Source organism: Acinetobacter ihumii (assembly GCF_900625095.1).
In the GTDB taxonomy this organism is placed as follows: domain Bacteria; phylum Pseudomonadota; class Gammaproteobacteria; order Pseudomonadales; family Moraxellaceae; genus Acinetobacter; species Acinetobacter ihumii.
In genome coordinates this window covers 2,059,979-2,085,464 of record NZ_LR130760.1, presented here as the reverse complement: position 1 = coordinate 2,085,464, position 25,486 = coordinate 2,059,979, and the positions used below count along the sequence as shown (strand labels likewise).

Here is a 25,486-nt window from a genome sequence, read left to right as displayed (position 1 = left end):
CAAAATTAATTAAGCGTGATTATAACGGAAAAAGCCCAGTGGCTTGACCATTTATTTTGTCAAAACACACTAGGCAGACTGAATTTTAAATACAAATTTTAAAATATAAATTAAGAAGTATGTGGCTGGAAAATGGCTTGTACAAAACGAGAAAAACGTTGGTGTTGAACAGCAAAAAAACTTTGGCTCGGGGCAACACGAATAGTACTGAGCATGATCAGTTCGTCATCTGTCGTCGGTAAAGCAGCGACATTGCGTTTTTGTTGATCTAAGGCTTTTTCAACCATGCTATTTTTTTCAGACGGCTTAATTTGAGTGTCTTTAATCACGGCAGCAGTTGTCACTTGGGAAAATACACCCAGACTTAAACTTAAACCAAGTACTTTAAACCATTGCACCTTCATGCAAATATCCCCCAGCATCTGAGTGTTTTTATTGCTGAATTAACAGTTTACAATACGCTGTAAACCAAATACAAACTTACCAATCCACTATAAATATACAATAAAAATAGGAACTCCGTCACAATTTTTACAAAAATACAAAAAATATCCGTCAAGATATTGCGTCATGGATACGTATTGCAACAACGCTTTTTAGCAGATAAATATGAATAAAGCATGAAGATGAATTCCATTCATCAAACATGTTGCATGGGATAGCAAATGACTGCTCGTGCGGCAGGACTTTAGCATAAAATCTGATATGGTCTGAAAATAATTATATAAGTGTATGATTGTAAAATATTTTTAATAAAATATAGTATAAAAATACTAATTTGAGTGACGATAATGAATAAAATTTTATCAGCCATACTTTTGACATGGCTTGGGGCAAGTGCAAGTGTCGCGTATGCGGCGACCTCTTTTTTGAATGTCTCATATGACCCGACCCGTGAGTTTTATCAGGAATACAATAAAAGCTTTGCTGAATATTGGAAAAAGCGTACAGGACAAGAAGTTGATTTTAAGCAGTCGCATGGGGGTTCAGGTAAGCAGGCTCGCGCTGTGATTGACGGATTACAAGCCGATGTGGTGACATTGGCTCTGGCGAATGATATTGATGAAATTGCCAATACAGGTTTAATCAAAAAGAACTGGCAGAAAGAATTTCCGAATAACTCAGCACCATACACCTCAACCATTGTATTTTTGGTGCGTAAGGGTAACCCTAAGCAAATTAAAGACTGGAACGATTTAATCAAGCCGGGGGTCGAAATTATTACCCCTAATCCGAAAACAGGTGGCGCGCCACGCTGGATTTATCTGGCGGCATGGGGCTATGCCTTAAAACAACCCGGCGGTAATGATGCCAAAGCACGTGAATTGGTGAAAAAGCTCTATCATAATGTGAAGGTGCTGGATTCAGGCGCGCGTGGTTCACTGACTACATTTGCTGAACGCGGTATAGGCGATGTTTTGTTGTCGTGGGAAAACGAAGCATTATTGGCGACTCAGCAGGGATTGGGTAAAGATCAGTATCAAATTATCTATCCCTCTATTTCTATATTGGCGGAGCCTTCAGTTGCTATCGTCGACAAAACTGTTGATAAAGACGGTAACCGTAACTTAGCCAAAGGCTATCTGAATTATTTATATTCACCTTTGGGGCAGGATCTTGCTGCAAAGTATAATTTTAGACCACGGGATGCGAAAGCCGCAGCCAAATATGCAACGAAGTTTCCTAAAATAAAATTATTTACCATTGGTGATGTATTTGGTGGTTGGGCCAAAGCGCAGAAGACTCATTTTGTGAATGGTGCAATTTACGATCAAATCTCCGCAGAAAAACCTTAAACCTCAACTTTGGTTCAAGCGATTCCCCCCCCCCATTTGGTCAGCACAGATCAAATGGGGTGTTCATGTAAAAAATAAAAAGAACCAAAATGAACGATCCATTTTGACCGTATAAAGGCAAATAAAACGGTTTTGCCTATGAAAAATAATAATTCCCAACAAAAAGTCGTTTGGAGCTTTATCAAAACAAGGTAATAATGTGCAGTTAAAATTTTAGCTTTTTATGATCTTGTCCTTATGTCACATATTTCCGTTTTACTTCATGAAACTGTTGATGCTCTATTGGCTGAACGTGATACGGGAATTTATGTCGATGGTACATTTGGTCGTGGTGGTCATACGCAGGCTTTGCTCGATCAACTGGATGCCAATGCGCGTGTTTATGCATTTGATAAAGACCCTCAGGCCTTAGCCGTTGCGCATGAGTTAGCACAACGTGATTCGCGGTTTCAAATTATTCACGCCAGTTTTGCTGACCTAAAAGCCGAATTAAATAAAATTGGAATTATGCAGGTCGATGGCATTATGGCGGATCTGGGGGTATCTTCACCGCAACTGGATCAGGCCGAGCGTGGTTTTAGTTTTATGCAGGATGGCCCATTGGATATGCGCATGGATAATTCGCAGGGACAAACCGCCGCAGAGTGGCTACTTGAAATTAAAGAAGAAGATTTAGCGAATATTATTTATCAATATGGTGAGGAACGATATAGTCGTCGTTTGGCCAAAGCGATTAAACAGGCGGGTTATATTGAAACCACAGGACAACTCGCTGAACTGGTCAAAACGGCTCATCCTAAATGGGAAAAACATAAACATCCAGCGACTCGAACTTTTCAGGCCATCCGAATTGCCATAAATAAAGAGCTGGAAGATATTGAAATCTTTTTACCTCAAGCGGTAGAGTTATTAAAACCTCAGGCTCGTTTAGCCGTGATCAGTTTTCATTCGCTGGAAGATCGTTTGATTAAACAATTTATTCAAAAAGAGTCTACGCTGGGGGAAGATACAGGTTGGGGATTGCCTCAAAAACAAACCGATAGCAGACGCTTGAAGAAAATTGCGCGCGTGCGCGCCAGTGAAGAAGAAGTAAAAGCTAATCCTCGTTCACGTAGTGCATGGCTTAGGGTTGCCGAACGATTAGTATGAAAAGGCAGATGATGAAATCAGAACAACAAACGTCACCACTGAGTCGAATGACCTTTAAAAAAGTTATGGTGTATGCTGCACTGATTATTGCGGTGTTTATTAGTGCGATGATGGTGGTGTTTCAGGTATTTGAATATCGTCACGATTATCGTGACCTTAGTGGCTATATGCGTGAAAAAGATGACTTGAATGCGGAGTGGGGTCGCTTACTAATTGAACAACAAACCTTTGGTGCAACTGCACAAATTGGTACACGTGCCGTGACACAGTTACGCATGTTTTCACCGCCTGCTGCACAAACCGTTGTAATTTCATTACCCATGACTCCTGAGCAAAAAAAGTAAGGCATGCTGTATGGTAGATAAGCGAATTAAGCAAACACGAAAAAAACAGCAGTCCATTACTGAAAAGCCCACACTTGCTTTTGATATGTGGCGTTTTTATTTGCTTTGGGGCACGGTACTTTTATGTTTTGTCATCTTGGTTTCACGTGCGTTTTATGTACAAGTGGTCAATAAGGACTTTTTACAAAATAAAGCCAATGCCAATATCTTGCGTACGGAACAGTTAAAAGCCATGCGTGGGGTCATTAGTGACCGTCATGGTGTGCCGTTGGCCATTAGTACGCCTATTATGAATATCGTGATTGATCCACGTGATTATTTTGATAATAAAAAACTGTTTGATGAAGTCACCGCAAAGATTAAACAAGAACCTGAAAATGCGCGTCGTTTAAGACGAGAACTACCTGATAAAAATCTTAATCTGGATGAATTGGCAGATGCTGTGGGAATTGATCGTGCACATTTGAAAAAAATGATGAATGATCGTCCGCGTTCACGTTATCTGGTGCTTAAACAAGAAGTACCTCCTCAACAGGCTGATTTGATTCTGGATCGTAATTTTCAGGGTGTTTATACAGAAAAAAGCTATAAGCGTTACTATCCACAGCCGCAACCCAGTGCCCAGATTATTGGTTTAACCAACAAAGAGGGTAAAGGAATTGAAGGCTTGGAGATGCAACTGAATAAGCAGTTGTCGGGGGTAGATGGCCAGCAAAAAATTATTCGTGATAAACACGGCAACCGTCTCAAAATTTCTGAGGTTATTAAAGAAGTTCAACCGGGTGAAAATGTCACCCTCAGCATTGACTCGCGTTTACAATATATTATGTATCGAGAGTTAACAGCGGCAGGTGTTGCCAATAATGCACGTTCTGCTTCTGCGATTGCGGTGGATGTCAAAACCGGTGAAATTTTGGCAATGAGCAGTTGGCCGTCATACAACCCAAATGATAAAAATGGTCTGTCAAACAAAGATGCCATGCGTAACCGTGGGGCGATTGATATGTTTGAACCCGGTTCAACCATGAAGCCCTTTACCGTATCTGCTGCTCTGGAAACAGGTCAATATACCCCAAACACCATTGTGAATACCTCACCGGGTTCAATGAAGTTGGGCTGGCATACCATTCGGGATACGCATAATTATGGTGCTTTGACCGTCAGTGGTGTGATTATTAAATCATCCAACGTCGGTTCTGCCAAAATTGCGTTGTCACTACCGAAAGAAACCATACCGACCTTCTTTCGTCGCGTTGGATTCGGCCAGCGGTCAGCAGTGAAGTTTCCCGGTGAAAGTGGTGGCTTGTTATTGCCAGCCAGTCGTTTAAACCCCTCACAGCTCGGCACCATGGCCTATGGTTACGGTTTGAATGCGACCATTTTACAGTTGGCACAAGGCTATGCCATGCTCGCCAATCATGGGGTGAAAATGCCCCTTAGTTTGCGCAAGCTGGATGAAGAACCTAAGGGTGAAAAAGTCTTATCGCCCAAAATTGCAGATGAAGTTTTGTTGATGCTGGAACAAGTGACCATGCCGGGTGGTACGGCGCGTCAAGCCAATATTCCGGGCTATCGTGTTGGGGGTAAAACCGGAACAGCGCATAAATTACGTGCAGATGGTAAAGGGTATTCCAATAATGAATATCGTGCCTTATTTGCTGGGGTTGCGCCAGTCAGTGATCCGCGTTTAGCCATTATTGTGGTCGTCGAAAATCCACAGGGTCGTTATTATGGGGGGCTGGTTGCGGCTCCAGTTTTTGCTAAAATTATGCAGGAATCTTTACGCTTAATGAATGTGCCGCTGGATAAGCCGCTCGATACTTCAACCATGCCGTAATTAGGTGAATCATGTCGATTTCTTTTCAGGATATTTATCACCAACCACTTGAAGCTGAATGGTTACAACGTGCTTTTTCTGGTTTTAATCTGGATAGCCGTAAAGTCAGCTCAGGACAAATTTTTATTGCATTAAAAAGTTATTCGCAACCTGAAAAAATGCGGGCTTTCGCCGAAAAAGCTTTGCAATTGGGGGCATTGGGTATCATTAGTGAATATCCTCTCGGTGTTGCCAACGAGTGGGTCTGTCCAGATGTACGTTTGCAAATGGGACAGTGGCAAAAAGATTACTTACAAAGTACTGCACCCGTGCAGCCGTCACGGATTTTAGCCGTCACGGGAACCAATGGCAAAACCACGATTTCACGTTTAATGGCGGAGCTGATTAGTCTGCAACAACAACGCTGTGCAGTCTTTGGCACCACAGGCAATGGTATTTTACCGCATTTAAATCCATCGACGCATACCACGCTGGATGCTTTGCAATTGCAAAGCTTATTGCATGATTATGCTCAAGAGGGTGCGAGTTTTGCAGCATTGGAAGCCAGTTCGCATGGTTTGGAGCAAGGCCGTTTAAATGGCTGCGACATCGAAATTGCGGTGTATTCAAACTTAAGTCGTGATCATCTGGATTATCACGGCACTTTGCAAGCCTATGCAGAAGCAAAATCCAGATTATTTGCTTTTGAGCAACTCAAGGTCGCAGTGATCAATTTAGATGATGACTATGCAGATTTAATGCTCAAAGTTGCAAGAAATAATCCAGCACAGCCGAAAATTTATACCTATTCCATGCATGACCAACATGCAGATTATTGGGTGCAATCGGTTGATTACCAATTGCAAGGCGCACAGATTCAATTGCGCAGTCCGCGTGGGATTTTTGAAATCCAAAGTCCGTTTTTGGGGCAATTTAATGTCGAAAACTTGGTTGCCAGTTTAATTGCAGTCGAAGCCGCAGGCTTTGAACTGGCTGAATTGGCCAAAACAGTGCCTAAACTTCAGGGCGCACCGGGGCGGATGCAGGTCATTCGCGATGGTGAACGCTTATTTGTAGTGGATTATGCACATACCCCAGACGCGCTCACCCAAGTGCTCAGCACCTTAAAACGACATACTCGCCATCAGCTTTGGGCGGTATTTGGTTGTGGAGGTGATCGTGATCGTGGCAAGCGACCTTTAATGACACAGGCTGCACTCGATGGTGCTAATCCTGTGATATTGACCTCAGATAATCCCCGAACGGAAGATCCCAATCAAATATTTGCTGATATGCGTCAGGCTGTTGATTTTAGTTTGCATGATGTTTTTGAAATTCGTGACCGCCGTGAAGCGATTAAGTTTGCAGTGAATGAAGCCAAAAACGGTGATATTGTGGTGATTGCCGGTAAGGGGCACGAAAATTATCAGGAAATAGATGGGGTACGTCATTGGTTTGATGATGTCGTAGAAGTGCAATCGGCAATTGATGCGCAAGCACATTCAGTTCATCGCGCATATCCAGCACAATAGGTTTTAAGTTTTATGCATACATCCACCACCAGTACGGTTGCTTTGACACCGTGGACGCTAGAACAATTACAACAGGCAACCCAAGGCGATTGGTATCAAGATAAACAGCCACCTGAGCCGATCAAGCGGATTTTGACCGACTCGCGTCACGCGGAATGGGGTGATGCTTTTTTAGCCTTAAAAGGTGAGCGTTTTGATGCACATGATTTTATCGCGCAGGTCGCTGCACAGGGTTGTCAGCTTGCCATCGTTGAACGTCCAGTGAATGTCGATATTGCTCAACTGATTGTAGCGGATACGCGTTTGGCACTCGGTCATTTAGCTGCCTATCGTCGTGCCCAATATCCAGATTTAAAGGTGATTGCCCTGACGGGAAGTAGTGGCAAAACCACCACCAAAGAAATGTTAGGCAGTATTCTTGGGCAAATTGCACCGACTTTGGTGACGCGTGGTAATCTGAATAATGATTTAGGTGTGCCGATGATGTTGCTTGAACTGAAACCTGAACATCAATATGCGGTGATGGAGCTTGGTGCAAGTCATCAAGGGGAAATTGATTATACCTCCAATCTGGTACAGCCACAGGTGGCTGGTATTCTTAACATTGGTACAGCGCATTTGGGAGAGTTTGGCGGGCGCGAAGGCATTTGCAAAGCCAAGTCAGAAATCTATGCGCATATTGCCAAAAATGGCGTGTCTATTATTCCAGCCGATGATGATTTTACTCAGCAAATTCGCCAAGCTGTAGAAACAGCACGACAGCTTTCCTTTGGTGAGGGTGGAGATGTTTTTGCGACAGATATCCAGATAAATGCGCAATCCTGTCAGTTTGATTTGCATACATCACAGGGTACACAGCAGATTAATCTGCCTTTTGCAGGCTTGCATAATGTGCATAATGCAACGGCAGCTGCGGCTTTTGCGCTGGCGATTGGGGTGACACTTGATAATATTGTGACCGGTCTGGAACAGGCCAAAGGTGCAAAAGGTCGTTTAAACTTTATTCAGCATCAGCAACATCTATTGATTGATGATACCTATAATGCCAATCCAACTTCCATGCGTGCTGCGGCAGAGGTTCTGAGTCAGCAGACGGGCTTTAAGGTCATGGTGATGGGTGACATTGGCGAGTTGGGCGATGCAAGTGTACAAGAACATCATGATTTAGGGCGTGATCTGGTCGATTATTCTCTGGATCTGATTGTGGCAGTCGGTGAGTTTGCTCAAGCCGCTTTACAAGGGGCAAGCCACAGTCACCATTCAGAAAAATTAAAAGCATTTGCAACTCAGGCGGATGCGCTGCCTTTTTTAACTGATTTAATTCAACAACATCAACCCGAGTCAATGAGTTTCCTGTTTAAGGGCTCTCGTTATACCCATATGGAAACGTTGATGGCAGATTTGATGGAGAAACTCTAAATGCTGTTATGGCTATTTGAACATCTTGCGGGCTATAACAGTTCGTTTCAGGTGGTTCGATATTTAACTCTACGTTCTTTACTGAGTATATTGACCGCATTGGCGATTGGCTGGTTACTTGGTCCGGTGATGATTCGTAAATTACAGGCACTCAAATATGGTCAGGCGGTGAGCTCTTACGCACCTGAAAACCACGCCAAAAAAATGGGTACACCGACCATGGGTGGGGTACTCATTTTATTGTCGATCGGCATCAGTACCTTACTTTGGGCAGATTTATCCAATCCTTATGTCTGGATTGTATTGGGCGTGATGGTGGTTTTTGGTGCTGTGGGTTGGGCGGATGACTGGATTAAAATCCGATATAAAGACAATGCGGGTTTGCCTGCACGCAAAAAGTTTTTCTGGACATCATTGGCTTCACTGGGTGCAGGTATTGCGCTGTATGTAATTGCGATTCATCAACCGAATCCGATTCATACCGCGAACATGCTGGATTTGTTGATTCCATTCTTTAAAAATCTGTCTATTCCACTGTCGGCTGTGCCATTAGGGATCGCGTTTATTATCTTCACTTACCTTGTGATCAACGGTGCATCCAATGCAGTCAATCTCACCGATGGGCTTGATGGCTTGGCGATTATGCCAATTGTGATGGTTGCAGCAGGTTTGGGTGTTTTTGCGTATCTAGCGGGTGATATTCGTTTTGCCAACTATTTGCATATTCCCTATGTGAAATATACCTCTGAGCTGGTGGTCATCTGCTCTGCCATGGTGGGGGCAGGTCTGGCCTTTTTATGGTACAACGCTCATCCTGCACAAATCTTTATGGGGGATGTCGGTGCATTGGCATTGGGTGCAATGCTGGGTACAATTGCGGTCATGGTACGTCAGGAGATCGTTTTTGCAATTATGGGCGGTGTATTTGTGATGGAAGCAATTTCAGTGTTTCTACAAATTGGTTCACTGCGCATGCGCAATAAACGCGTGTTTCTGATGGCACCGTTACATCATCATTATGAAAAACAGGGCTGGAAAGAAACACAGGTCGTGATTCGGTTCTGGATTATTACCATTATGCTGGTGGTTTTGGGTCTCATGACTTTAAAATTACGTTAAGCTGAAAAACGGTTTCAAAAAGCCAGCATTGCTGGCTTTTTTATATGAGAGAAAAACATGAGTGTGTTGATGTGTCCTGTGTGTCGTCAGGCTTTGAATTTGCAGCAGCGGACATGGCGATGTGAGCAGGGCCATAGTTATGATCTGGCTAAGCAAGGCTATGTGAATTTACATGTGGTTCAACACAAGCACAGTAAAACGCCGGGTGATACGCCCGAATCGGTATTGGCACGACGTCTTTTTTTGTCGGAAGGTTTTTATCAGCCTTTGCGTGATGCGGTGGTAGCTCAGTTACAACACCTTCAACTTAACACCTTGCTCGATATTGGCTGTGGTGAAGGCTATTACACCACGGCCATGCAACAACAGGTGCAGCAATGCATCGGGCTGGATATTGCGAAAACGGCTGTACAACGCGCAGCTAAGCTCAATTCCCAAGTGACTTGGGTGGTTGGAACGGGAGCAACCTTGCCAGTGTTGAATGAAAGCACTGATATTTGCACCAGTTTATTTAGTCCTATTCCAAAAGATGAAATTTTAAGGGTGTTAAAACCACAGGGCTATTTATTGGTGGTGACGCCTGCACCTGAACATTTATATGCGCTGCGTGAAGCATTGTTTGATGAAGTCAAACCGCATCAACCGAATAAGTTTGTTGAACAGTTGCAGTCTGATTTTGAATTGGTGCTGGAACAGCATATTGAAAGTCAGTTTAATTTGGATCAGGAGCAATTGAAGAACCTCATCGCAATGACCCCTTATGCCTACAAAGCCAAACCTGAAAAAAGACAGCAACTTGAGCAGCACACTCAGTTTGGGTTAACAGCACATTTTCAACTCTACCTTTTCCAAAAGAAATAAAGCCATCTCGAAAGATGGCTCTAAAATACGAGGCATTCTTTATTTAGGTGACCTGATTGATTAATCCCTCAAGTGCATCACGTTTTGCAGGTTCAGCGCGTTTTGGTTGATTTTGTGGATTCTGATTTAACGGTGGTGGCGTCTGTTCAGACGGAAGCAAAATCTCTTCGCCCGGTAAATCTGCAAAATCATTATCTGGCGTCTCAACGGGTTTAGGTGCTGGCACATACAGCGGACGGGCTAACGGTGGAGACGCTCGATCTACCCCAGTTCGGTTGTTTTCCTGAAGCGTTGGTTGCTCACGTGATAATGGTGCTTTGGCATTTTTATCCAGTTGTACCCAAGCAGATGGCGTACCCTGTAAGGATTTATCCATGAAATTGATCCAGATTGGAAGGGCTGCAATTCCACCATATTCGCGTCGACCCAAAGTCGTAGGACGGTCGAAACCCACCCATGCCACAGAAACCAGTTTACTATTGAAACCAGCAAACCAGGCATCTTTGGCATCATTTGTGGTTCCAGTTTTACCACCCAAATCATCGCGACCAATCTTAAGTGCTGCACGTCCTGTACCATGCTGAATTACGTCACGCAGAATATTGGACATGTCATAAGCAGAGCTGGACTTTAAGATGCGTTGTGCCTGACGATAATCACCTTGATTGACGGGTGGGGCGGTCTGAGTTGTCTCATCTTGCTGAAGCGACTGATTATTCACTTCGATGACTTCATCATCAGGTGTTTGTGCTTTTTGTTCCTCTGAAGGCATTGTTTCAGTTTGATCAATACATGCAATGCAAGCATAGTCAGGCTTTGCTTCAAAGATCACTTTACCATAGGCATCTTCAATACGGCTGATAAAATAAGGCTGTACACGATAACCGCCATTGGCAAAAGTTGCATAGCCTGTCGCCATTTGAACTGGTAAGACCTGTGGTGTCCCCAGTGCGATGGTAAAGTTGCGCGGAATCTGGCTGTCCTGCAAACCAAAATCCATGAGTAACTGTCGGGCACGTTCTACACCGACACTTTGCAATAATCGTACGGACACAGTATTACGCGACAAATATAAAGCACGACGTAGAGGAATCATCCCCAAATAACGTCCATCTGAGTTTCGTGGTGACCAGCGTCCAATTGTAATTGGGCTATCGTTCACCATGGTATAAGGCGTCATTCCACGTTCTAACGCTAGCGCATAAATAAATGGCTTAATGGTTGAACCCGGTTGACGCCAGCCCTGTAACGCTCGGTTGAATTTAGATTGATAAAAATTATAGCCTCCCACAATCGCTTCAATTGCGCCATCATTGGGGTTCAAGGCAACCAATTGACCCTGTACGCGAGGAATTTGAACCAATGCCCAAGAGGTTTTTTCAGCGTTTGGACGTAAACGTACAATATCTTTGACTTTCACAATTTGAGAAGCGCGGCTAGGTGCTGCACCTACACTATTGGCATTACGATATGGACGTGCCCATGACATCCCAGACCATGGCACGGTAATGGTCGAGCCATCCTGCATTAATGCCTCAAAAGATGAACTGCCGACTTTGGTTACCTGCGCGGGAAAGGTATTGGCATAAGCCATAAAGGTATTTAAAGGCTTGTCATGTGCTTCAGCACCACGCCAGCCATGACGACGATCATAGGCTTCAAGTCCATCCTGTACCGCCTGTTCGGCATAAGCCTGACGTTTACTGTCAATGGTAGTATAAACTTTATAGCCTGAATCGATGGCTTGTTCACCAAATTTGGCAACCAGTTCTGAACGTACCATTTCACCCACATAAGGAAAGCGATTGGTCAACCCACGATCAGGCATATTAAGTTTAATTGGTTCAGCTACCGCAGTTTGATACTGTGCTTGAGTGATATAGCCTAATTGTAGCATACGACCCAAAATCCAGTTACGTCGCTCCAAAGCGCGTTCAGGGTTGGCAACAGGGTTAAAACGGGAAGGGGCTTTAGGTAAACCAGCCAACATCGCCATTTCGGCAATACTGAGCTGGTCGAGGGTTTTGTTATAGTAGATTTTTGCAGCAGCAGCGATACCGTAGGCATTTTTACCTAGAAAAATCTTATTGACATATAACGTTAAAATCTCTTCTTTACTGAGGTTTTGTTCAATTTTACGTGCCAGAAAAATTTCAGTCAGTTTTCTTTTTAGCGTGCGTTCAGGGCTTAAATAATAATTTTTAGCCACCTGCATCGTGATGGTCGAACCGCCAGTCTGTACATCTGAATCGGTAATGGTTTCACTAATGGCGCGTCCGAGTCCTTTAAAGCTAATGCCGCTATGCTCAAAAAAAGAAGAATCTTCCGCAGCCAGAAAGGCATGAATGAATGTAGGCGGAATTTGTTTGTATTCGACCGGTACCGAAAGTTTGCCACCATATTCTGAAATAAGTTCATTATCTGCGGTGTACACTTGTAATGGTTTAAGTAAAGGTGCTTTTTTTAAAGAACTCATTTCAGGCAGAGATGGCGCAATATAGAGATACATGCCATAAAAACCCATCGGAACTGAGACTAATATAATGATAAGCAGCAAAAAAAAGGGGTGAACATGACCTGAACTGGATAGCTTTTTCATAACAAGTAAGTTTTAATAAGAGCTAATAGCAAACGAATTGATGGTCAGTATATCCTTTAGACATGCGGATTGTTAGATGCCTTATTGTATCCGTATAAAATTATAGACCGAGATCAGCTTGTTGTTTTGTTTGGGGATAAAAAAATAATAGGATAATGCTATCGTGCGCAGTTTATATCGTAAACCAAATAAGGGGCTAGTGGGGGTCGATATTAGTTCGACTTCTGTTAAGTTATTAGAACTCTCTGTAAAAAACGGTCGCTACTGGGTGGAAAGCTATGCCTTGATACCTTTGCAGGAAAATAGTGTGGTTGAGAAGAATATTCTTAACCCAGAAGCCGTGGGTGAGGCGCTGGAGCGCGTCATTAATTTGGCCAATCCACAGTCGATCAACGCCGCTATTGCCATTCCGACATCCATGGTCATCCATAAAATTATCGAAATGGATGCCGATATGACGGATGACGAACGTGAAGTTCAGATTCGTATGGATGCAGAGCAGTATATTCCTTTTCCACTGGATGAAGTCAGTCTGGATTTTGAAGTCCTGCCAGATCGTTTAGCAAATCCAGCACGCGTCAATGTGCTGTTGGTTGCAACTCGAACAGAAAATGTCGAAACTCGTGTTGAAGTGCTTGAGCTGGCTGGCTTAACGCCGAAAATTGCAGATGTTGAAAGTTATGCCATGGAACGGGCATTTGGTGTATTTGCCGATACATTACCGATGGGCGTAAAAACGGTTGGTATTTTGGATATCGGACATACCATGACCACCTTGTCTGTCATGCAAAACGGCAAAATTATTTATACCCGTGAACAGGTCTTTGGTGGTAAACAGCTGACTCAGGATGTACAAACCCGCTATGGCTTGTCTTTTGAAGAAGCAGGACGTGCCAAAAAAGAACGTTCATTGCCAGATGATTTTGATACTGAGGTGCTCGAACCCTTTTTAGAAGCCTTGGTGCAACAAGCCGCGCGTTCGCTGCAATTCTTTTTTTCTTCCTCACAATTTAATGAAATTGATCATATTTTGTTGGCAGGAGGAAATGCCAATATTTCAGGTTTAGCGAAACTGTTACAACAGAAACTAGGCTATCGCGTGACCACTGCCAATCCATTTTTACAAATGGGTTTCTCCCCACAAGTGGATATTAAAAAAATTGAAAATGATGCCTCATCTCTTATGGTGGCATGTGGTTTGGCATTGAGGAGTTTTGATTAATGGTAAAGATTAACTTACTCCCTTGGCGCGAAGAGCTAAGAGAACAACGAAAAAAACAATTTATTTTATTTTCTGCTGCTGTTGCAATGCTTGGGGTTGTCGCCGTAGTCATGGCGTGGTTGTTCTATGATCATAAACTCAATGATCAGGAACAGGCCAATCAACTGATTACCAGTACCAATCAAAATCTGGATACACAGCTTAAATCACTGGATGGTCTACAAGAACGCCGAAATGCAATTGTGGAACGCATGAAATTAATTCAGGGGCTAGAAGGACAACGTCCGGTTAGTGTTCGCTTGATTGATGAATTAGTACGCGTGACACCGAGCAGTATGTATTTGACCAAATTTACCCGCACAGGGGATAAATTTACCATTGAAGGTAAAGCTGAAAGTCCAAATACCGTGGCAGAGTTATTACGAAATCTGGAAGCTTCGCCTTGGTATCGTAACGTGTTTATGAACTCATTTTTGGCAGCCGATGACAAAAAAGATCAAGCGCCAAGTTCTGTGGTACCGCGTGTAGAGGAAAGTTACGGTAGTTTTGTGGTCAGTGCCGATCTGGATGAAATTGGTCAGCCGATTGCGCAAGAAAATAAAATTGACAACAATTCAAACACGGGGGCAGCACAATGAGTCGTGATGAATTTAATGAATTAGATTCGGATGTTGCTGCACCGAAGAAAAATAAACTGACGCTGGATAAATTTTTACAGCAATTTAATACGCTGGATATGAACAACTATGGCAGTTGGCCATTGTCAGTCAAAATTACCTGCTGGATTTTTACTTTTGTTGCTGTGTGTTTGTTGGGTTATTTTCTTGCGATTCGTTCTAAGCTGGACGATATCTCAACAGCTCAGGCGCAAGAGCAAAATTTGTTGAACGAATTTCGTGAAAAAGACTCCAAACTTCGTAATTTGCAGCAATATCAAAAACAATTGCAGGAAATGGAAGCGAATTTTAATCAGCAATTGGCTCAATTGCCCAAAGAAACTGAAATTCCAAGTCTGGTTGAAGATATCAATATGACAGGGGTGAATTCAGGTCTTAAGTTTAAAAATATTCGTCTAGAAAATGAAATCAAGCAAGAGTTCTTTATTGAGCAGCCGATTTCAATTGAGGCGACCGGCGATTATCATGCCTTTGGTGCTTTCACCAGTGCAATTGCAGCTTTACCGCGAATTGTGACTTTGCATGATTTTGTGATTGAAGGAAAACAAGTCAAAGAAAAAGCGGATATTCCTGAAATCAGTTATTCGGTTAAGGCCAAGACGTATCGTTATATCGGTGCAGATGAGCAGTCGGGTGGTGCTTCGGCCCCAGTTGCAGAGGGGGCAAAATAATGAAAAAGCATTATCTCATATTGAGTCTGGTGTGCCTGGGTCTGGCGGGGTGTGATTCGCGTATTGATGCCGTGAATGAACAAATGGCGGCGATCCGAAATCAGCCACCAATGCCGATTGAACCTGCACCTGTATTTGCACCTGTTCCGACCTTTACTTATTCAGCAATGCAATTGAAAAGTCCATTTTTACCTAGTTCATTGGCTGCTGAACTTAAGATTATGGCGGGTAAACGTGTTTATCCGAACTTTAATCGACAGTCTCAGCCTCTGGAAAGTTACGCACTTGAATCTTTAAACATGAAAGGAAGTATGCGTAATAGTAATGGACAAATTCTGGGTTTAATACAAACGCCTGATGGACAAATTGAAAGAGTCCAGAGAGGCAGTTATATGGGCATGAATCAGGGGCGTATTGTCAATATCAGTCCAACACAAATTGATTTGGTGGAGATCGTACCAGATGGTCGTGAGGGTTATGTAGAACGACCACGTACATTAGTTCTGATTGGTCCTGAGCCTTAAGTATTAAAGGAATAACAATGACAAAGGTTTTAAAAAAAATTCTGATTGGGGATGGTGAATCAATGAGTCATACTACAGTTCGACAATTTTCTATGGGGGCAGTTGCCTTTGCAATCATGCAAGTGGCGAGTGCGCAGGTCAATATTACCAATATTGTGCCCATGAATATCGCAGGTCAGGGAACTGAAATCCGTGTGATGTTCAATGGTTTGCCACCGCAACCACAAGCCTATCAAATGGAGCAACCATCTAGGCTAATTCTGGATTTTGACAAAGCACAACAAAGCTTGAAGCAAGCCAATATCCCCGTGGCGACCAATGAAGCCAGTAGTGTAAATGTGGTTTCCGATGCACAACGTTCGCGCTTAACTGTGAACCTAAAAGATGCTGGTGCATTTACCACACGTGTTGAAGGCAATACGTTTATCTTAAAAATTAATAGTGCACAACAAGCCATGATGCCTGCTGCGATTGCCATGCCATCAAATGCAATGGCACAACAGGGTGTATCTAATATTGGCTTTCAACGCGGTTCACAAGGTGAAGGTCAGGTCGTGATCGACTTGTTGGGAAGCAATACCCCAGTTGATGTACAACAACAAGGCAGTAAAATTGTGGTGCGCTTGTTGGGGAATAAAATTCCGGCTAACTTGGCAAGACGTTTAAATGTCAATGATTTTGCAACGCCTGTCTCCAGTGTCGATGCCTATAATGAAGGTGGCAATGGGGTGATTGTGGTGCAATCATCGGGTAGTTATGAATATATGGCTTATCAGGCGGAAAATAAACTGACCTTAAGCCTAAAACGTCCTGAAGAACGCAATCAATTACGGACACGTTCTGCGCCAAATTATAGCGGTAAGAAAATCTCGCTAGACTTTCAGGATATCGAAGTGCGCCGTGTACTTCAGTTATTGGCTGATTTTACTGATATCAATATGGTTACTGCCGATTCAGTGCAAGGCAATATTACCTTACGCTTGAAAGATGTACCGTGGGATCAGGCACTGGATATTATCCTAAAAACCAAAAATCTGGATAAACGTCGCAATGGTAATGTGATCTGGATTGCACCTGTTACTGAGTTGACCAAAGCGGAAGAAGAAGAAGCCAAAGCCATTGCACAAAGTGTCAAGCTCGCTCCACTGCAAACCGAATATATTCAACTTAGTTATGCCAAAGCTGCGGATATTGAAAAATTGATGACTCAAGGCAAGAATAGCTCAAGTTCAGGCTCATCTAATTCAGGTGGTTCAGAACCGCTTGGTGATAGTGTTGGTAGTTTGCTGAGTCCAAGAGGCACAGTGTCGATTGACCCGCGAACCAATACCTTAATTGTGAATGACACGGCACAGAAAATTGATCAGATCCGTAAAATGATTGATTTGCTGGATGTGCGTGTGAAGCAGGTTATGGTTGAAGCACGTATTGTCAGAGCAAGCACTTCATTTACCAAAGAAATGGGCGTGAAATGGGGAATTCTTTCTCAGGGGATTACTCGAAACAATGATTTATTGGTGGGCGGAAGTGACACCACCTTATGGAATTTGCGCGAGCCTGATGATGATGGTAAATATACCATCGAACGTCCAGACAACCTAAACGTAGACTTGGGAGTGACCTCCGCAGGTGCGAGTAAAATTGCCTTTGGTTTGATTAGTTTATCTGACTTTATGTTGGATTTAGAGTTGTCTGCATTACAGGCCGATGGCTATGGTGAAGTGATTTCAACGCCAAAAGTCATGACCGCAGACAAACAAACCGCCAAAGTGGCAACTGGTCAGGAAGTTCCATATCAATCTACCACCAATTCAGCGGCCGGTTCAACGGCAACCACTTCATTCAAGGAAGCTTTATTGAGTCTGGAAGTGACACCAAGTATTACTCCTGAAGGTAAAATTCAGATGCAATTGGATATTTCAAAAGATTCGATTGGCGGTGAAGCGCCAAATGGTGAGTTGATTTTGAATAAAAATACCATCAATACCAACGTACTGGTCGATAACGGCGAGACGGTGATTCTTGGTGGAGTTTTTGAGCAAACCACCACCAACCAACAGACCAAAGTGCCATTTTTGGGAGATTTACCTTGGGTCGGTCGTTTGTTTAGAAAAGACTCCAAAAAGGATGATAAACAAGAGTTATTGATCTTTGTCACGCCAAGAATTGTTAATGACACTCAGGTCAGAAATCAGTAATATAAGTTTAATTCAAGTAATACAATAGGTGACTCCTTGCTAGGCAAAGAGTTTAAAGCTCTACCAAATATCTATTTGGTAGGGCCAATGGGAGCAGGAAAAACCACAGTAGGAAGGCACCTAGCTGAACTGTTAGGGCGTGAATTTCTCGATAGTGATCATGAAATTGAGCGTAAAACTGGCGCAAGTATCCCGTGGATTTTTGAAAAAGAAGGAGAGCTGGGATTCCGTGCGCGTGAAAAAGCCGTGATTAATGATTTAACATCGCGCACGCAACTGGTGGTTGCAACAGGCGGTGGAGCGGTTACTCAAACTGAAAATCGACAGTACCTGAAACAAAGAGGGATTGTGATTTATTTATATACGCCAGTTGAATTACAGTTACAGCGTACCTATCGTGATAAAAATCGACCATTATTACAGGTTGAAAACCCAGAACAACGTCTTGCTGATTTGCTGAAAATGCGCGACCCACTGTATCGTGAAGTTGCACACTATGTGGTCGAGACCAATCAGGGCGCTGCACGTGATTTGGCGCAGCAGATTTTACGTGTGATTCTGACAGAAGAATGACACAGTCTATGAATTCTTTTTTATTGGCATAAACGTTTCATGCAAACACTTCATGTAGAGCTCGGTGATCGTCGTTATCCTATTTTTATTGGTAGTCAATTAGATGTAGAAGCCTTGCTGGCACCTTATATCAAAGGGCAGCAGGTGATGATTGTGACCAATACCACCTTAGAACAACTGTATTTATCTCATTATGTGCAGCATTTGCAAGCATTGGGTAAAAATGTCGCGACCTGTGTGTTGCCCGATGGTGAAAAATATAAAAATATTGAACATTTAAATCTGATTTTCGATGCGCTGCTTGAAGCTGGTTTTAATCGGGATTGTACGGTGTTGGCACTCGGTGGGGGCGTTATTGGAGATATGGCTGGCTTTGCCTCTGCTTGTTTCCAGCGCGGCGTCTATTTTATACAGGTGCCGACTACATTACTGTCTCAAGTCGATTCCAGTGTTGGCGGTAAAACCGGGATTAATCATCCACTGGGTAAAAATATGATTGGGGCTTTTAAGCAGCCTGAAGTGGTCATGGCAGACATGGCTCAGTTAGCAAGCTTACCACCACGTGAACTTTCAGCAGGACTTGCTGAGGTGATTAAATATGCCTTGCTGGGTGATCTTGATTTTCTGACTTGGCTTGAACAGCATATGGACGGTTTACTGGCAGGAGATGAAAATTTATTGGCTCAGGCGGTTTATCGTTCTTGTGCACATAAGGCGCGAATCGTGGCCAATGATGAAAAAGAGCAAGGTGAACGTGCACTTTTAAATCTGGGACATACCTTCGGTCACGCGATTGAATCTTATCTTGGCTATGGTGAATGGCTACATGGTGAAGCAGTTGCAACAGGCATGGTCATGGCCGCCGATTTGTCACAACGCATGGGATGGATTTCTGTTGAAGATGTGCAGCGTACAAAAAATATCATTCAACGTGCGAAATTACCGATATCCTGTCCAAAAATTCCATTGGATGCCTTTTTGTCGTACATGGCGCATGATAAAAAAGTCCTGAATGGTCAATTGCGTTTGGTACTGCTCAAACAACTGGGTCAGGCGGTAATTACCAAAGAATTTGATGTTGAGCAAATGAAACAGGCTATTTTGGCGAATCAGGCTGGATAGAGAGACTTAGGTGTGGCAATGACAGTATCGCGTTCTGTTTGGCAAAATATTCAGCATTATGGTTGGCTGGTATGTGGCTTGATCTGTTTGTTATTTGCCTTGATTTTTTGGGCAATGGCCAGTTCGGACCAAGTGAAACAGGTTGAAAAGCAAGATATTGCAGAAACCCAAACTCAAATTCAGCCCCAAAAAGTCACAGCGACTGCCAATCTTGGGACTTTGTCGGATGAGGTTAAGCCACTGGATTTAACCATGCGCGTGATTACCACAGGTAATCATGAGGCTGAATTTCGTGGAACGAAGTTTATTCAGGAAAATCAGCGCAATTGGACGATTGAGCTATTTCGTTCATCTGATGAAAATATTGTAAAAAACTATCTGAAAGGTCAAACAGATCGACAAAATTTTCTTTATTTTCGTTTAAGTGGTGAGAATCAGGAAGAACAGTTTGTCTTAAGTTACGGTGTATTTAGCAATGAGTCACAAGCGAAAAGTCAGTTAGCCAAGTTAAATTTGAATTTGCCTGCTTCAGTACATCCACAAGCAAGTACATTTTCTAACTACGTACCGTTAGTGAATGATTTGGGTATGGATGAAATTAAAGGCGTTGGAACAGGTCAATTATATAGCGTGGTTTTAAGGAATGCTCCGATTCCTGTTGTGTCTGTGCCAACACCGTCTGTAAACACACCCGATCAAACTGTTGCAACGACCTCTACTACAGTTACACAGCGTGATGAACACGGGAATGTCATTGATATTCATCGACAAGTGAATAGTGTGGAATCTACACCGAAACCGTCCGCGAGCGTCAATCCTGATAACAAACCTGTCCGAAATACTGAACGAGAAATTAGCGACCCATTTAATTAAAATAAATGCACTTTTATGGTGCTTAAATAATGTTACATATTGTATTTTGCACAATTTTGGGTCTTAATTTGAACTAGTTTAAGCCTTGTACAAAATTATAAAAATATTTATTTTTTAAAATTAAATCACTTAGTTGGGTTTAATAAATGTTGGCATTTTTTTTGCATTACCCATGCGCTAATTGATCACTTTGTCCCTATTTTGGAGCTTATTTTTTTAATTAGTGTGCGAAATCGTCATTTTAAACTGCCTTAAAACAGTGCGAAATAACTCAACACGTTTTTGCCAAGAAAGTTACTGCTTGAATACGCCAAACGGCGTATAGTCAGAGGGTAACGCAAAAATGGATTGTAAAACATTTAGCTTTACGTGAGTCATCGACAACGTCGCAAAGTAAATTGATCGTTTTATGCTCGAAAGGGCCATGTTGAAAGAAGGGTACGCTATGCACTTGCCATCGCCTCATACTGTAGCTCCCGCTCAAGGTTTATATCAACCAGATGAGTTTAAAGATAACTGCGGTTTTGGTTTGATTGCCCAAATGAAGGGTCAACCAAGTCATCATCTTGTTCAAACCGCAATTCACAGTTTAAGTTGCATGACGCATCGTGGTGGTATTGCCGCCGATGGCAAAACGGGGGATGGATGTGGTCTATTATTGGCTATGCCCAAGGCTTTTTTCCGAGATGAAGCGAAAAAGCTGAGCGATGTGACGCTAAGCGAAATTTTTGCTGTGGGTACGGTCTTCTTAAATGTCGACCCTGCACTGGCGGCAAATGCAAAAAATATTTTAAATAAAGAAATTGAAGCTGAAGGCTTAAAAGTTTTGGCTTGGCGTGTTGTGCCAACCAATAATGATGTACTGGGTGAAATTGCACTCCAGTCATTGCCTGTTTTTGAACAGATTATTGTGAACTGCCCAATGGGTGTCACAGAAGTTGAATTTAACCGTAAATTATTCTTGGCACGTCGTCGTGCTGAGCAGTTGTTAGTCAGTGACAGCTCATTTTATGTGACGACACTTTCTTCAAATGTCATCAGCTATAAAGGTCTGATGATGCCTGCGGCCATTGCAGATTTTTATACAGATCTTGCCGATGAGCGTTTAACTTCACACATCGTGGTTTTCCATCAGCGTTTCTCGACCAACACCTTGCCACGTTGGCCTTTGGCGCAGCCATTCCGTTATCTGGCGCATAATGGTGAAATTAACACGATTACGGCCAACCGTAATTGGGCCATGGCACGTACACCTAAGTTTGAAAACCCGTTATTGCCGGGCTTAACTGAGCTTAATCCAATTGTGAACCGTACTGGTTCGGACTCTTCTAGTCTGGACAACATGCTGGAAATTCTGGTTGGCGGTGGTATGGATTTATTCCGTGCATTGCGCATGCTGGTTCCACCTGCTTGGCAGAACGTAGAAACGCTAGATGCTGATTTACGTGCATTCTACGAGTTTAACTCGAAACACATGGAAGCATGGGATGGTCCTGCGGGTCTCGTGATTCAGGATGGTCGTCATGCAATCTGTATGCTGGACCGTAACGGTTTGCGACCAGCACGTTGGGTCATTACAAAAAATGATTACATTACGCTGGCTTCTGAAATTGGGGTCTGGGACTATGCACCTGAAGATGTCGTTTCTAAAGGACGGGTAGGGCCGGGTCAAATTTTAGTGATTGATACCTTTACGGGTAAATTGCTAGATACCAGTGATGTCAGTAATCATCTGAAAAAAATGCGTCCATACCGTGAATGGTTACGCGAACATTCGCTACGCCTAAAAGCAGATCCTGAGCTTGAAGAAAAAATGGCCGAGCAAGGTCTGGTTGGCGATGCATTAAAAGCAGCTCAAAAAATGTTTATGGTGACGTTTGAAGAGCGTGACCAAATGTTGCGTCCAATTGCAGAAAGTGGCCAAGAAGCTGTCGGTTCAATGGGTGATGATACACCTATGGCGGTTTTATCTCGTCAGGTTCGTCATGTTTCAGATTATTTCCGTCAACAGTTTGCACAAGTGACCAATCCACCGATTGATCCACTTCGTGAATCAATTGTGATGTCCCTTGAAACCTGTTTGGGTCGCGAACAAAACGTCTTTGAACAAGGACCTGAACATGCGGATCGTTTGATTGTATCCAGCCCAGTTTTGTCTAATTCAAAAATGCATCAATTGCGCACACTCAACCGTAAAGGTTATGAGCTTGCAGAAATTGATTTGAATTATCCTGAAGAAGAAGGTTTACAGGCGGCCATCCATCGTATTTGTGAGCAATCTGCGCAAGCGGTTCGTGATGGTCTTACTTTGCTTATTTTGTCGGATAAAAATATTCGTCAGGGCTATTTACCAGTCAATGCGGCATTGGCAACGGGTGCAGTTCACCATCATTTGATTCAGGTGGGACTACGTACCGACGCCAATATTATTGTGGAAACAGGTGTGGCACGTGATGCCCATCAATTTGCGGTCTTGCTTGGTTTCGGTGCTTCTGCAATTTATCCATATCTGGCTTATGATGTCATTAATGATTTAATCGCCAAAGGTGAGTTGCTGGGTGATCCTGTCTATGCTCAAGCAAATTTCCGTAAAGGGATTGATAAAGGCTTGTTGAAAGTTCTTTCTAAAATGGGAATTTCAACCGTTGCATCATACCGTGGCGGTCAATTGTTTGAAGCGGTTGGTTTGTCAAGTGAAGTGGTTTCAAAATGCTTTATTGGTGTACCAAGCCGTATTCAGGGTGCAACATTTGCTGACCTTGAAAATGATCAAAAACAATTGGCAGATCTCGCGTGGAAAGCACGTAAGCCAATTGATCAGGGTGGTTTGCTTAAATTTGTATTCGGTAAGGAATATCATGCCTTTAACCCGGATGTGATCAATGCTTTACATAAGGCAGTGCGTTCAGGTAACTACGCTGACTTCAAAGAATATGCTGAACTGGTCAATAGCCGTCCGATCGCGACCATTCGTGACTTATTTAAGTTAAAAACCACGGATTCAATTCCAGTGGAGCAGGTCGAGTCGATTGAAGCTATTCTGCCGCGTTTTGACTCTGCGGGTATGTCTTTAGGTGCATTGTCACCAGAAGCACATGAAGCCATTGCCATTGCCATGAACACCATTGGTGGTCGTTCAAACTCTGGTGAAGGTGGTGAAGATCCTGCACGTTACGGTACGATTCGTAACTCAAAAATCAAGCAAATCGCATCGGGTCGTTTTGGCGTAACCCCAGCGTATTTGACTTCTGCGGAAGTCTTACAGATTAAAGTCGCGCAAGGTGCAAAACCGGGTGAAGGTGGTCAGCTACCGGGTGGTAAAGTTAATAGCTTAATCGCACGTTTACGTTACTCAGTTCCGGGCGTGACCCTGATTTCACCACCACCGCATCATGATATTTATTCGATTGAAGATTTATCACAATTGATTTTTGACTTAAAACAAGTCAATCCTCAAGCAATGGTGTCAGTAAAACTGGTGTCTGAACCGGGTGTTGGTACCATTGCTGCTGGTGTTGCTAAAGCTTATGCTGACTTCATTACCATTTCAGGTTATGACGGCGGTACAGCAGCTTCTCCACTTTCATCGATTCATCATGCAGGTTCTCCATGGGAGCTTGGTTTATCTGAAGCGCATCAAGCTCTGCGTGTCAATGACTTACGTGGTAAAGTTCGTGTACAAACGGATGGCGGTTTAAAAACCGGTCTGGATGTGGTAAAAGCGGCGATTTTGGGTGCAGAAAGCTTTGGTTTCGGTTCAACCCCAATGATCGCATTAGGTTGTAAATACCTGCGTATTTGCCACTTAAACAACTGTGCGACCGGTGTTGCAACTCAGCAAGATAAGCTGCGTCAGGATCATTATATCGGTGAGCCTGAAATGCTCATCAATTTCTTCCATTTCATTGCTGAAGAAACCCGTGAGTGGTTGGCTGCATTAGGTGTTGCTTCCCTGAAAGACTTGATTGGTCGTGTGGATTTACTTGAAGTATTGCCGGGTGAAACTGATAAACATGCACATCTTGATTTAACACCATTGTTGCAGTCACATCCTGCGGCACAAGGCAAGGCACAATACTGTGAAGTTCAGGGTAATGAGCCATTTGATAAAGGCTTGCTGGCTGAACGTATGGTAGAAGAAATGCTTCCTGCCATTGAAGCGGGTACAGGTGGTGAGTTTAATTTTGAAGTTGGTAACTGTGATCGTTCAATTGGCGCACGTGTTTCTGGTGAGATTGCGCGTCGTTATGGCAATCTGGACATGGAATCACATCCAGTCATTATGAACTTAAAAGGTACAGCAGGTCAGTCACTGGGTGTATGGAATGCGGGTGGTTTGCATATCAAACTTGAAGGTGATGCCAACGATTACGTTGGTAAAGGTATGGCAGGCGGTCGAGTGTCGATCTTCCCACCAAAAGGTTCACCATTCCAGACCCAACATACTGCGATTATTGGTAATACCTGTATGTACGGTGCAACAGGCGGTAAGTTATTTGCAGCAGGTACGGCGGGTGAGCGTTTTGCAGTACGTAACTCTGGCGCGTTTGCCGTGATTGAAGGTGCAGGCGACCACTGTTGTGAATATATGACAGGCGGGATTGTGACTGTGCTCGGTAAAGTCGGTCATAACTTCGGTGCGGGTATGACAGGTGGTTTTGCTTATGTACTCGATCTGGATAATGACTTTGTCGATTATTACAACCATGAGTTGATTGACCTGACTCGTATCTCGACTGAGTCGATGGAAGAGCATCAACAATTCCTGCTTCGTATTCTGGATGAACACATTAAAGAAACAGGTAGTGCTTGGGCGTATAAGATCCGCAATGAGTTCGATTTTTACAGTCGGAAGTTCTGGCTTGTAAAACCAAAAGCTGCTAATTTGCTCACGCTTTTGAAAGCAACTCAAGCTGATCCTCAATAATTCCACTACTGCATATACATAGGCAGGTGCAGGTAACAGCGAACTCTGCACCTACCCACGGAGA

Annotated in this window: 19 protein-coding genes; 17 read left to right on the top strand and 2 right to left on the bottom strand. The window is 43.3% G+C overall.

All coding sequences use genetic code 11. From position 1 onward, the window contains the following. Nucleotides 1-110: 110 nt before the first annotated feature. Nucleotides 111-404: a DUF4179 domain-containing protein gene (locus tag E0D95_RS09810; protein ID WP_130803681.1), complete on the bottom strand. Its 294-nt coding sequence runs from the start codon at nucleotides 402-404 to the stop codon at nucleotides 111-113. Between the two features lie 387 nt (nucleotides 405-791). On the opposite strand from E0D95_RS09810, the gene E0D95_RS09805 reads away from it, so the two are divergent. The 8 genes from E0D95_RS09805 to E0D95_RS09770 all read left to right on the top strand — a co-directional run bounded on the left by E0D95_RS09805 (nucleotide 792) and on the right by E0D95_RS09770 (nucleotide 10,036). After that, nucleotides 792-1,796 (top strand): sulfate ABC transporter substrate-binding protein, encoded by a 1,005-nt coding sequence (locus tag E0D95_RS09805; protein WP_130803680.1) that lies wholly within the window; start codon nucleotides 792-794, stop codon nucleotides 1,794-1,796. 237 nt (nucleotides 1,797-2,033) lie between these two features. Then, nucleotides 2,034-2,945 carry a 16S rRNA (cytosine(1402)-N(4))-methyltransferase RsmH gene (rsmH, locus tag E0D95_RS09800; RefSeq protein ID WP_130803679.1) on the top strand — a complete coding sequence of 304 codons (912 nt, stop codon included), beginning with the start codon at nucleotides 2,034-2,036 and terminating at the stop codon, nucleotides 2,943-2,945. Nucleotides 2,946-2,956: 11 nt separating this feature from the next. Beyond that, nucleotides 2,957-3,289 (top strand): cell division protein FtsL, encoded by a 333-nt coding sequence (gene ftsL, locus E0D95_RS09795; RefSeq protein WP_130804879.1) that lies wholly within the window; start codon nucleotides 2,957-2,959, stop codon nucleotides 3,287-3,289. A gap of 10 nt (nucleotides 3,290-3,299) precedes the next feature. Next, nucleotides 3,300-5,126 (top strand): penicillin-binding protein PBP3, encoded by a 1,827-nt coding sequence (ftsI, locus tag E0D95_RS09790; RefSeq protein WP_130803678.1) that lies wholly within the window; start codon nucleotides 3,300-3,302, stop codon nucleotides 5,124-5,126. Between the two features lie 11 nt (nucleotides 5,127-5,137). Further along, a complete protein-coding gene (locus E0D95_RS09785) occupies nucleotides 5,138-6,637 on the top strand; it encodes a UDP-N-acetylmuramoyl-L-alanyl-D-glutamate--2,6-diaminopimelate ligase (RefSeq protein WP_130803677.1) in 1,500 nt (499 codons plus the stop codon). Between the two features lie 12 nt (nucleotides 6,638-6,649). Beyond that, entirely contained in the window at nucleotides 6,650-8,056 is a 1,407-nt protein-coding gene (locus E0D95_RS09780) for a UDP-N-acetylmuramoyl-tripeptide--D-alanyl-D-alanine ligase (protein ID WP_130803676.1), read from the top strand. Next, on the top strand, nucleotides 8,057-9,175 hold the full coding sequence (gene mraY / locus E0D95_RS09775) for a phospho-N-acetylmuramoyl-pentapeptide-transferase (protein WP_004991766.1): 1,119 nt from the start codon (nucleotides 8,057-8,059) through the stop codon (nucleotides 9,173-9,175). 57 nt (nucleotides 9,176-9,232) lie between these two features. Next, entirely contained in the window at nucleotides 9,233-10,036 is an 804-nt protein-coding gene (locus tag E0D95_RS09770; RefSeq protein ID WP_130803675.1) for a putative RNA methyltransferase, read from the top strand. 43 nt (nucleotides 10,037-10,079) lie between these two features. Here E0D95_RS09770 and ponA read toward each other — a convergent pair whose 3' ends face one another. Continuing rightward, nucleotides 10,080-12,635 (bottom strand): penicillin-binding protein PBP1a, encoded by a 2,556-nt coding sequence (gene ponA / locus E0D95_RS09765; protein ID WP_130803674.1) that lies wholly within the window; start codon nucleotides 12,633-12,635, stop codon nucleotides 10,080-10,082. A 163-nt stretch (nucleotides 12,636-12,798) separates the two neighbouring features. Here ponA and E0D95_RS09760 point away from each other — a divergent pair, with 163 nt between their 5' ends. The 9 genes from E0D95_RS09760 to gltB all read left to right on the top strand — a co-directional run bounded on the left by E0D95_RS09760 (nucleotide 12,799) and on the right by gltB (nucleotide 25,422). Beyond that, nucleotides 12,799-13,857 carry a pilus assembly protein PilM gene (locus E0D95_RS09760; protein WP_130803673.1) on the top strand — a complete coding sequence of 353 codons (1,059 nt, stop codon included), beginning with the start codon at nucleotides 12,799-12,801 and terminating at the stop codon, nucleotides 13,855-13,857. Then, a complete protein-coding gene (locus tag E0D95_RS09755; RefSeq protein WP_130803672.1) occupies nucleotides 13,857-14,495 on the top strand; it encodes a PilN domain-containing protein in 639 nt (212 codons plus the stop codon). Before E0D95_RS09760 ends, E0D95_RS09755 begins: the two co-directional genes overlap by 1 nt. Further along, entirely contained in the window at nucleotides 14,492-15,205 is a 714-nt protein-coding gene (locus tag E0D95_RS09750; RefSeq protein ID WP_130803671.1) for a type IV pilus inner membrane component PilO, read from the top strand. Before E0D95_RS09755 ends, E0D95_RS09750 begins: the two co-directional genes overlap by 4 nt. Continuing rightward, nucleotides 15,205-15,729: a pilus assembly protein PilP gene (locus E0D95_RS09745; protein ID WP_130803670.1), complete on the top strand. Its 525-nt coding sequence runs from the start codon at nucleotides 15,205-15,207 to the stop codon at nucleotides 15,727-15,729. The genes E0D95_RS09750 and E0D95_RS09745 overlap by 1 nt, the downstream gene beginning before the upstream one ends. Nucleotides 15,730-15,791: 62 nt before the next feature. After that, a complete protein-coding gene (pilQ, locus tag E0D95_RS09740; protein WP_165443262.1) occupies nucleotides 15,792-17,927 on the top strand; it encodes a type IV pilus secretin PilQ in 2,136 nt (711 codons plus the stop codon). 36 nt (nucleotides 17,928-17,963) lie between these two features. Beyond that, nucleotides 17,964-18,500, top strand: a complete 537-nt coding sequence (gene aroK, locus E0D95_RS15850; RefSeq protein ID WP_130803668.1) for a shikimate kinase AroK — start codon at nucleotides 17,964-17,966, stop codon at nucleotides 18,498-18,500. 39 nt (nucleotides 18,501-18,539) lie between these two features. Next, nucleotides 18,540-19,622, top strand: a complete 1,083-nt coding sequence (gene aroB / locus E0D95_RS09730) for a 3-dehydroquinate synthase (RefSeq protein WP_130803667.1) — start codon at nucleotides 18,540-18,542, stop codon at nucleotides 19,620-19,622. A gap of 18 nt (nucleotides 19,623-19,640) precedes the next feature. Beyond that, nucleotides 19,641-20,495: a hypothetical protein gene (locus E0D95_RS09725; RefSeq protein WP_130803666.1), complete on the top strand. Its 855-nt coding sequence runs from the start codon at nucleotides 19,641-19,643 to the stop codon at nucleotides 20,493-20,495. 445 nt (nucleotides 20,496-20,940) lie between these two features. Further along, nucleotides 20,941-25,422: a glutamate synthase large subunit gene (gene gltB / locus E0D95_RS09720; RefSeq protein ID WP_130803665.1), complete on the top strand. Its 4,482-nt coding sequence runs from the start codon at nucleotides 20,941-20,943 to the stop codon at nucleotides 25,420-25,422. Nucleotides 25,423-25,486: the final 64 nt, after the last annotated feature.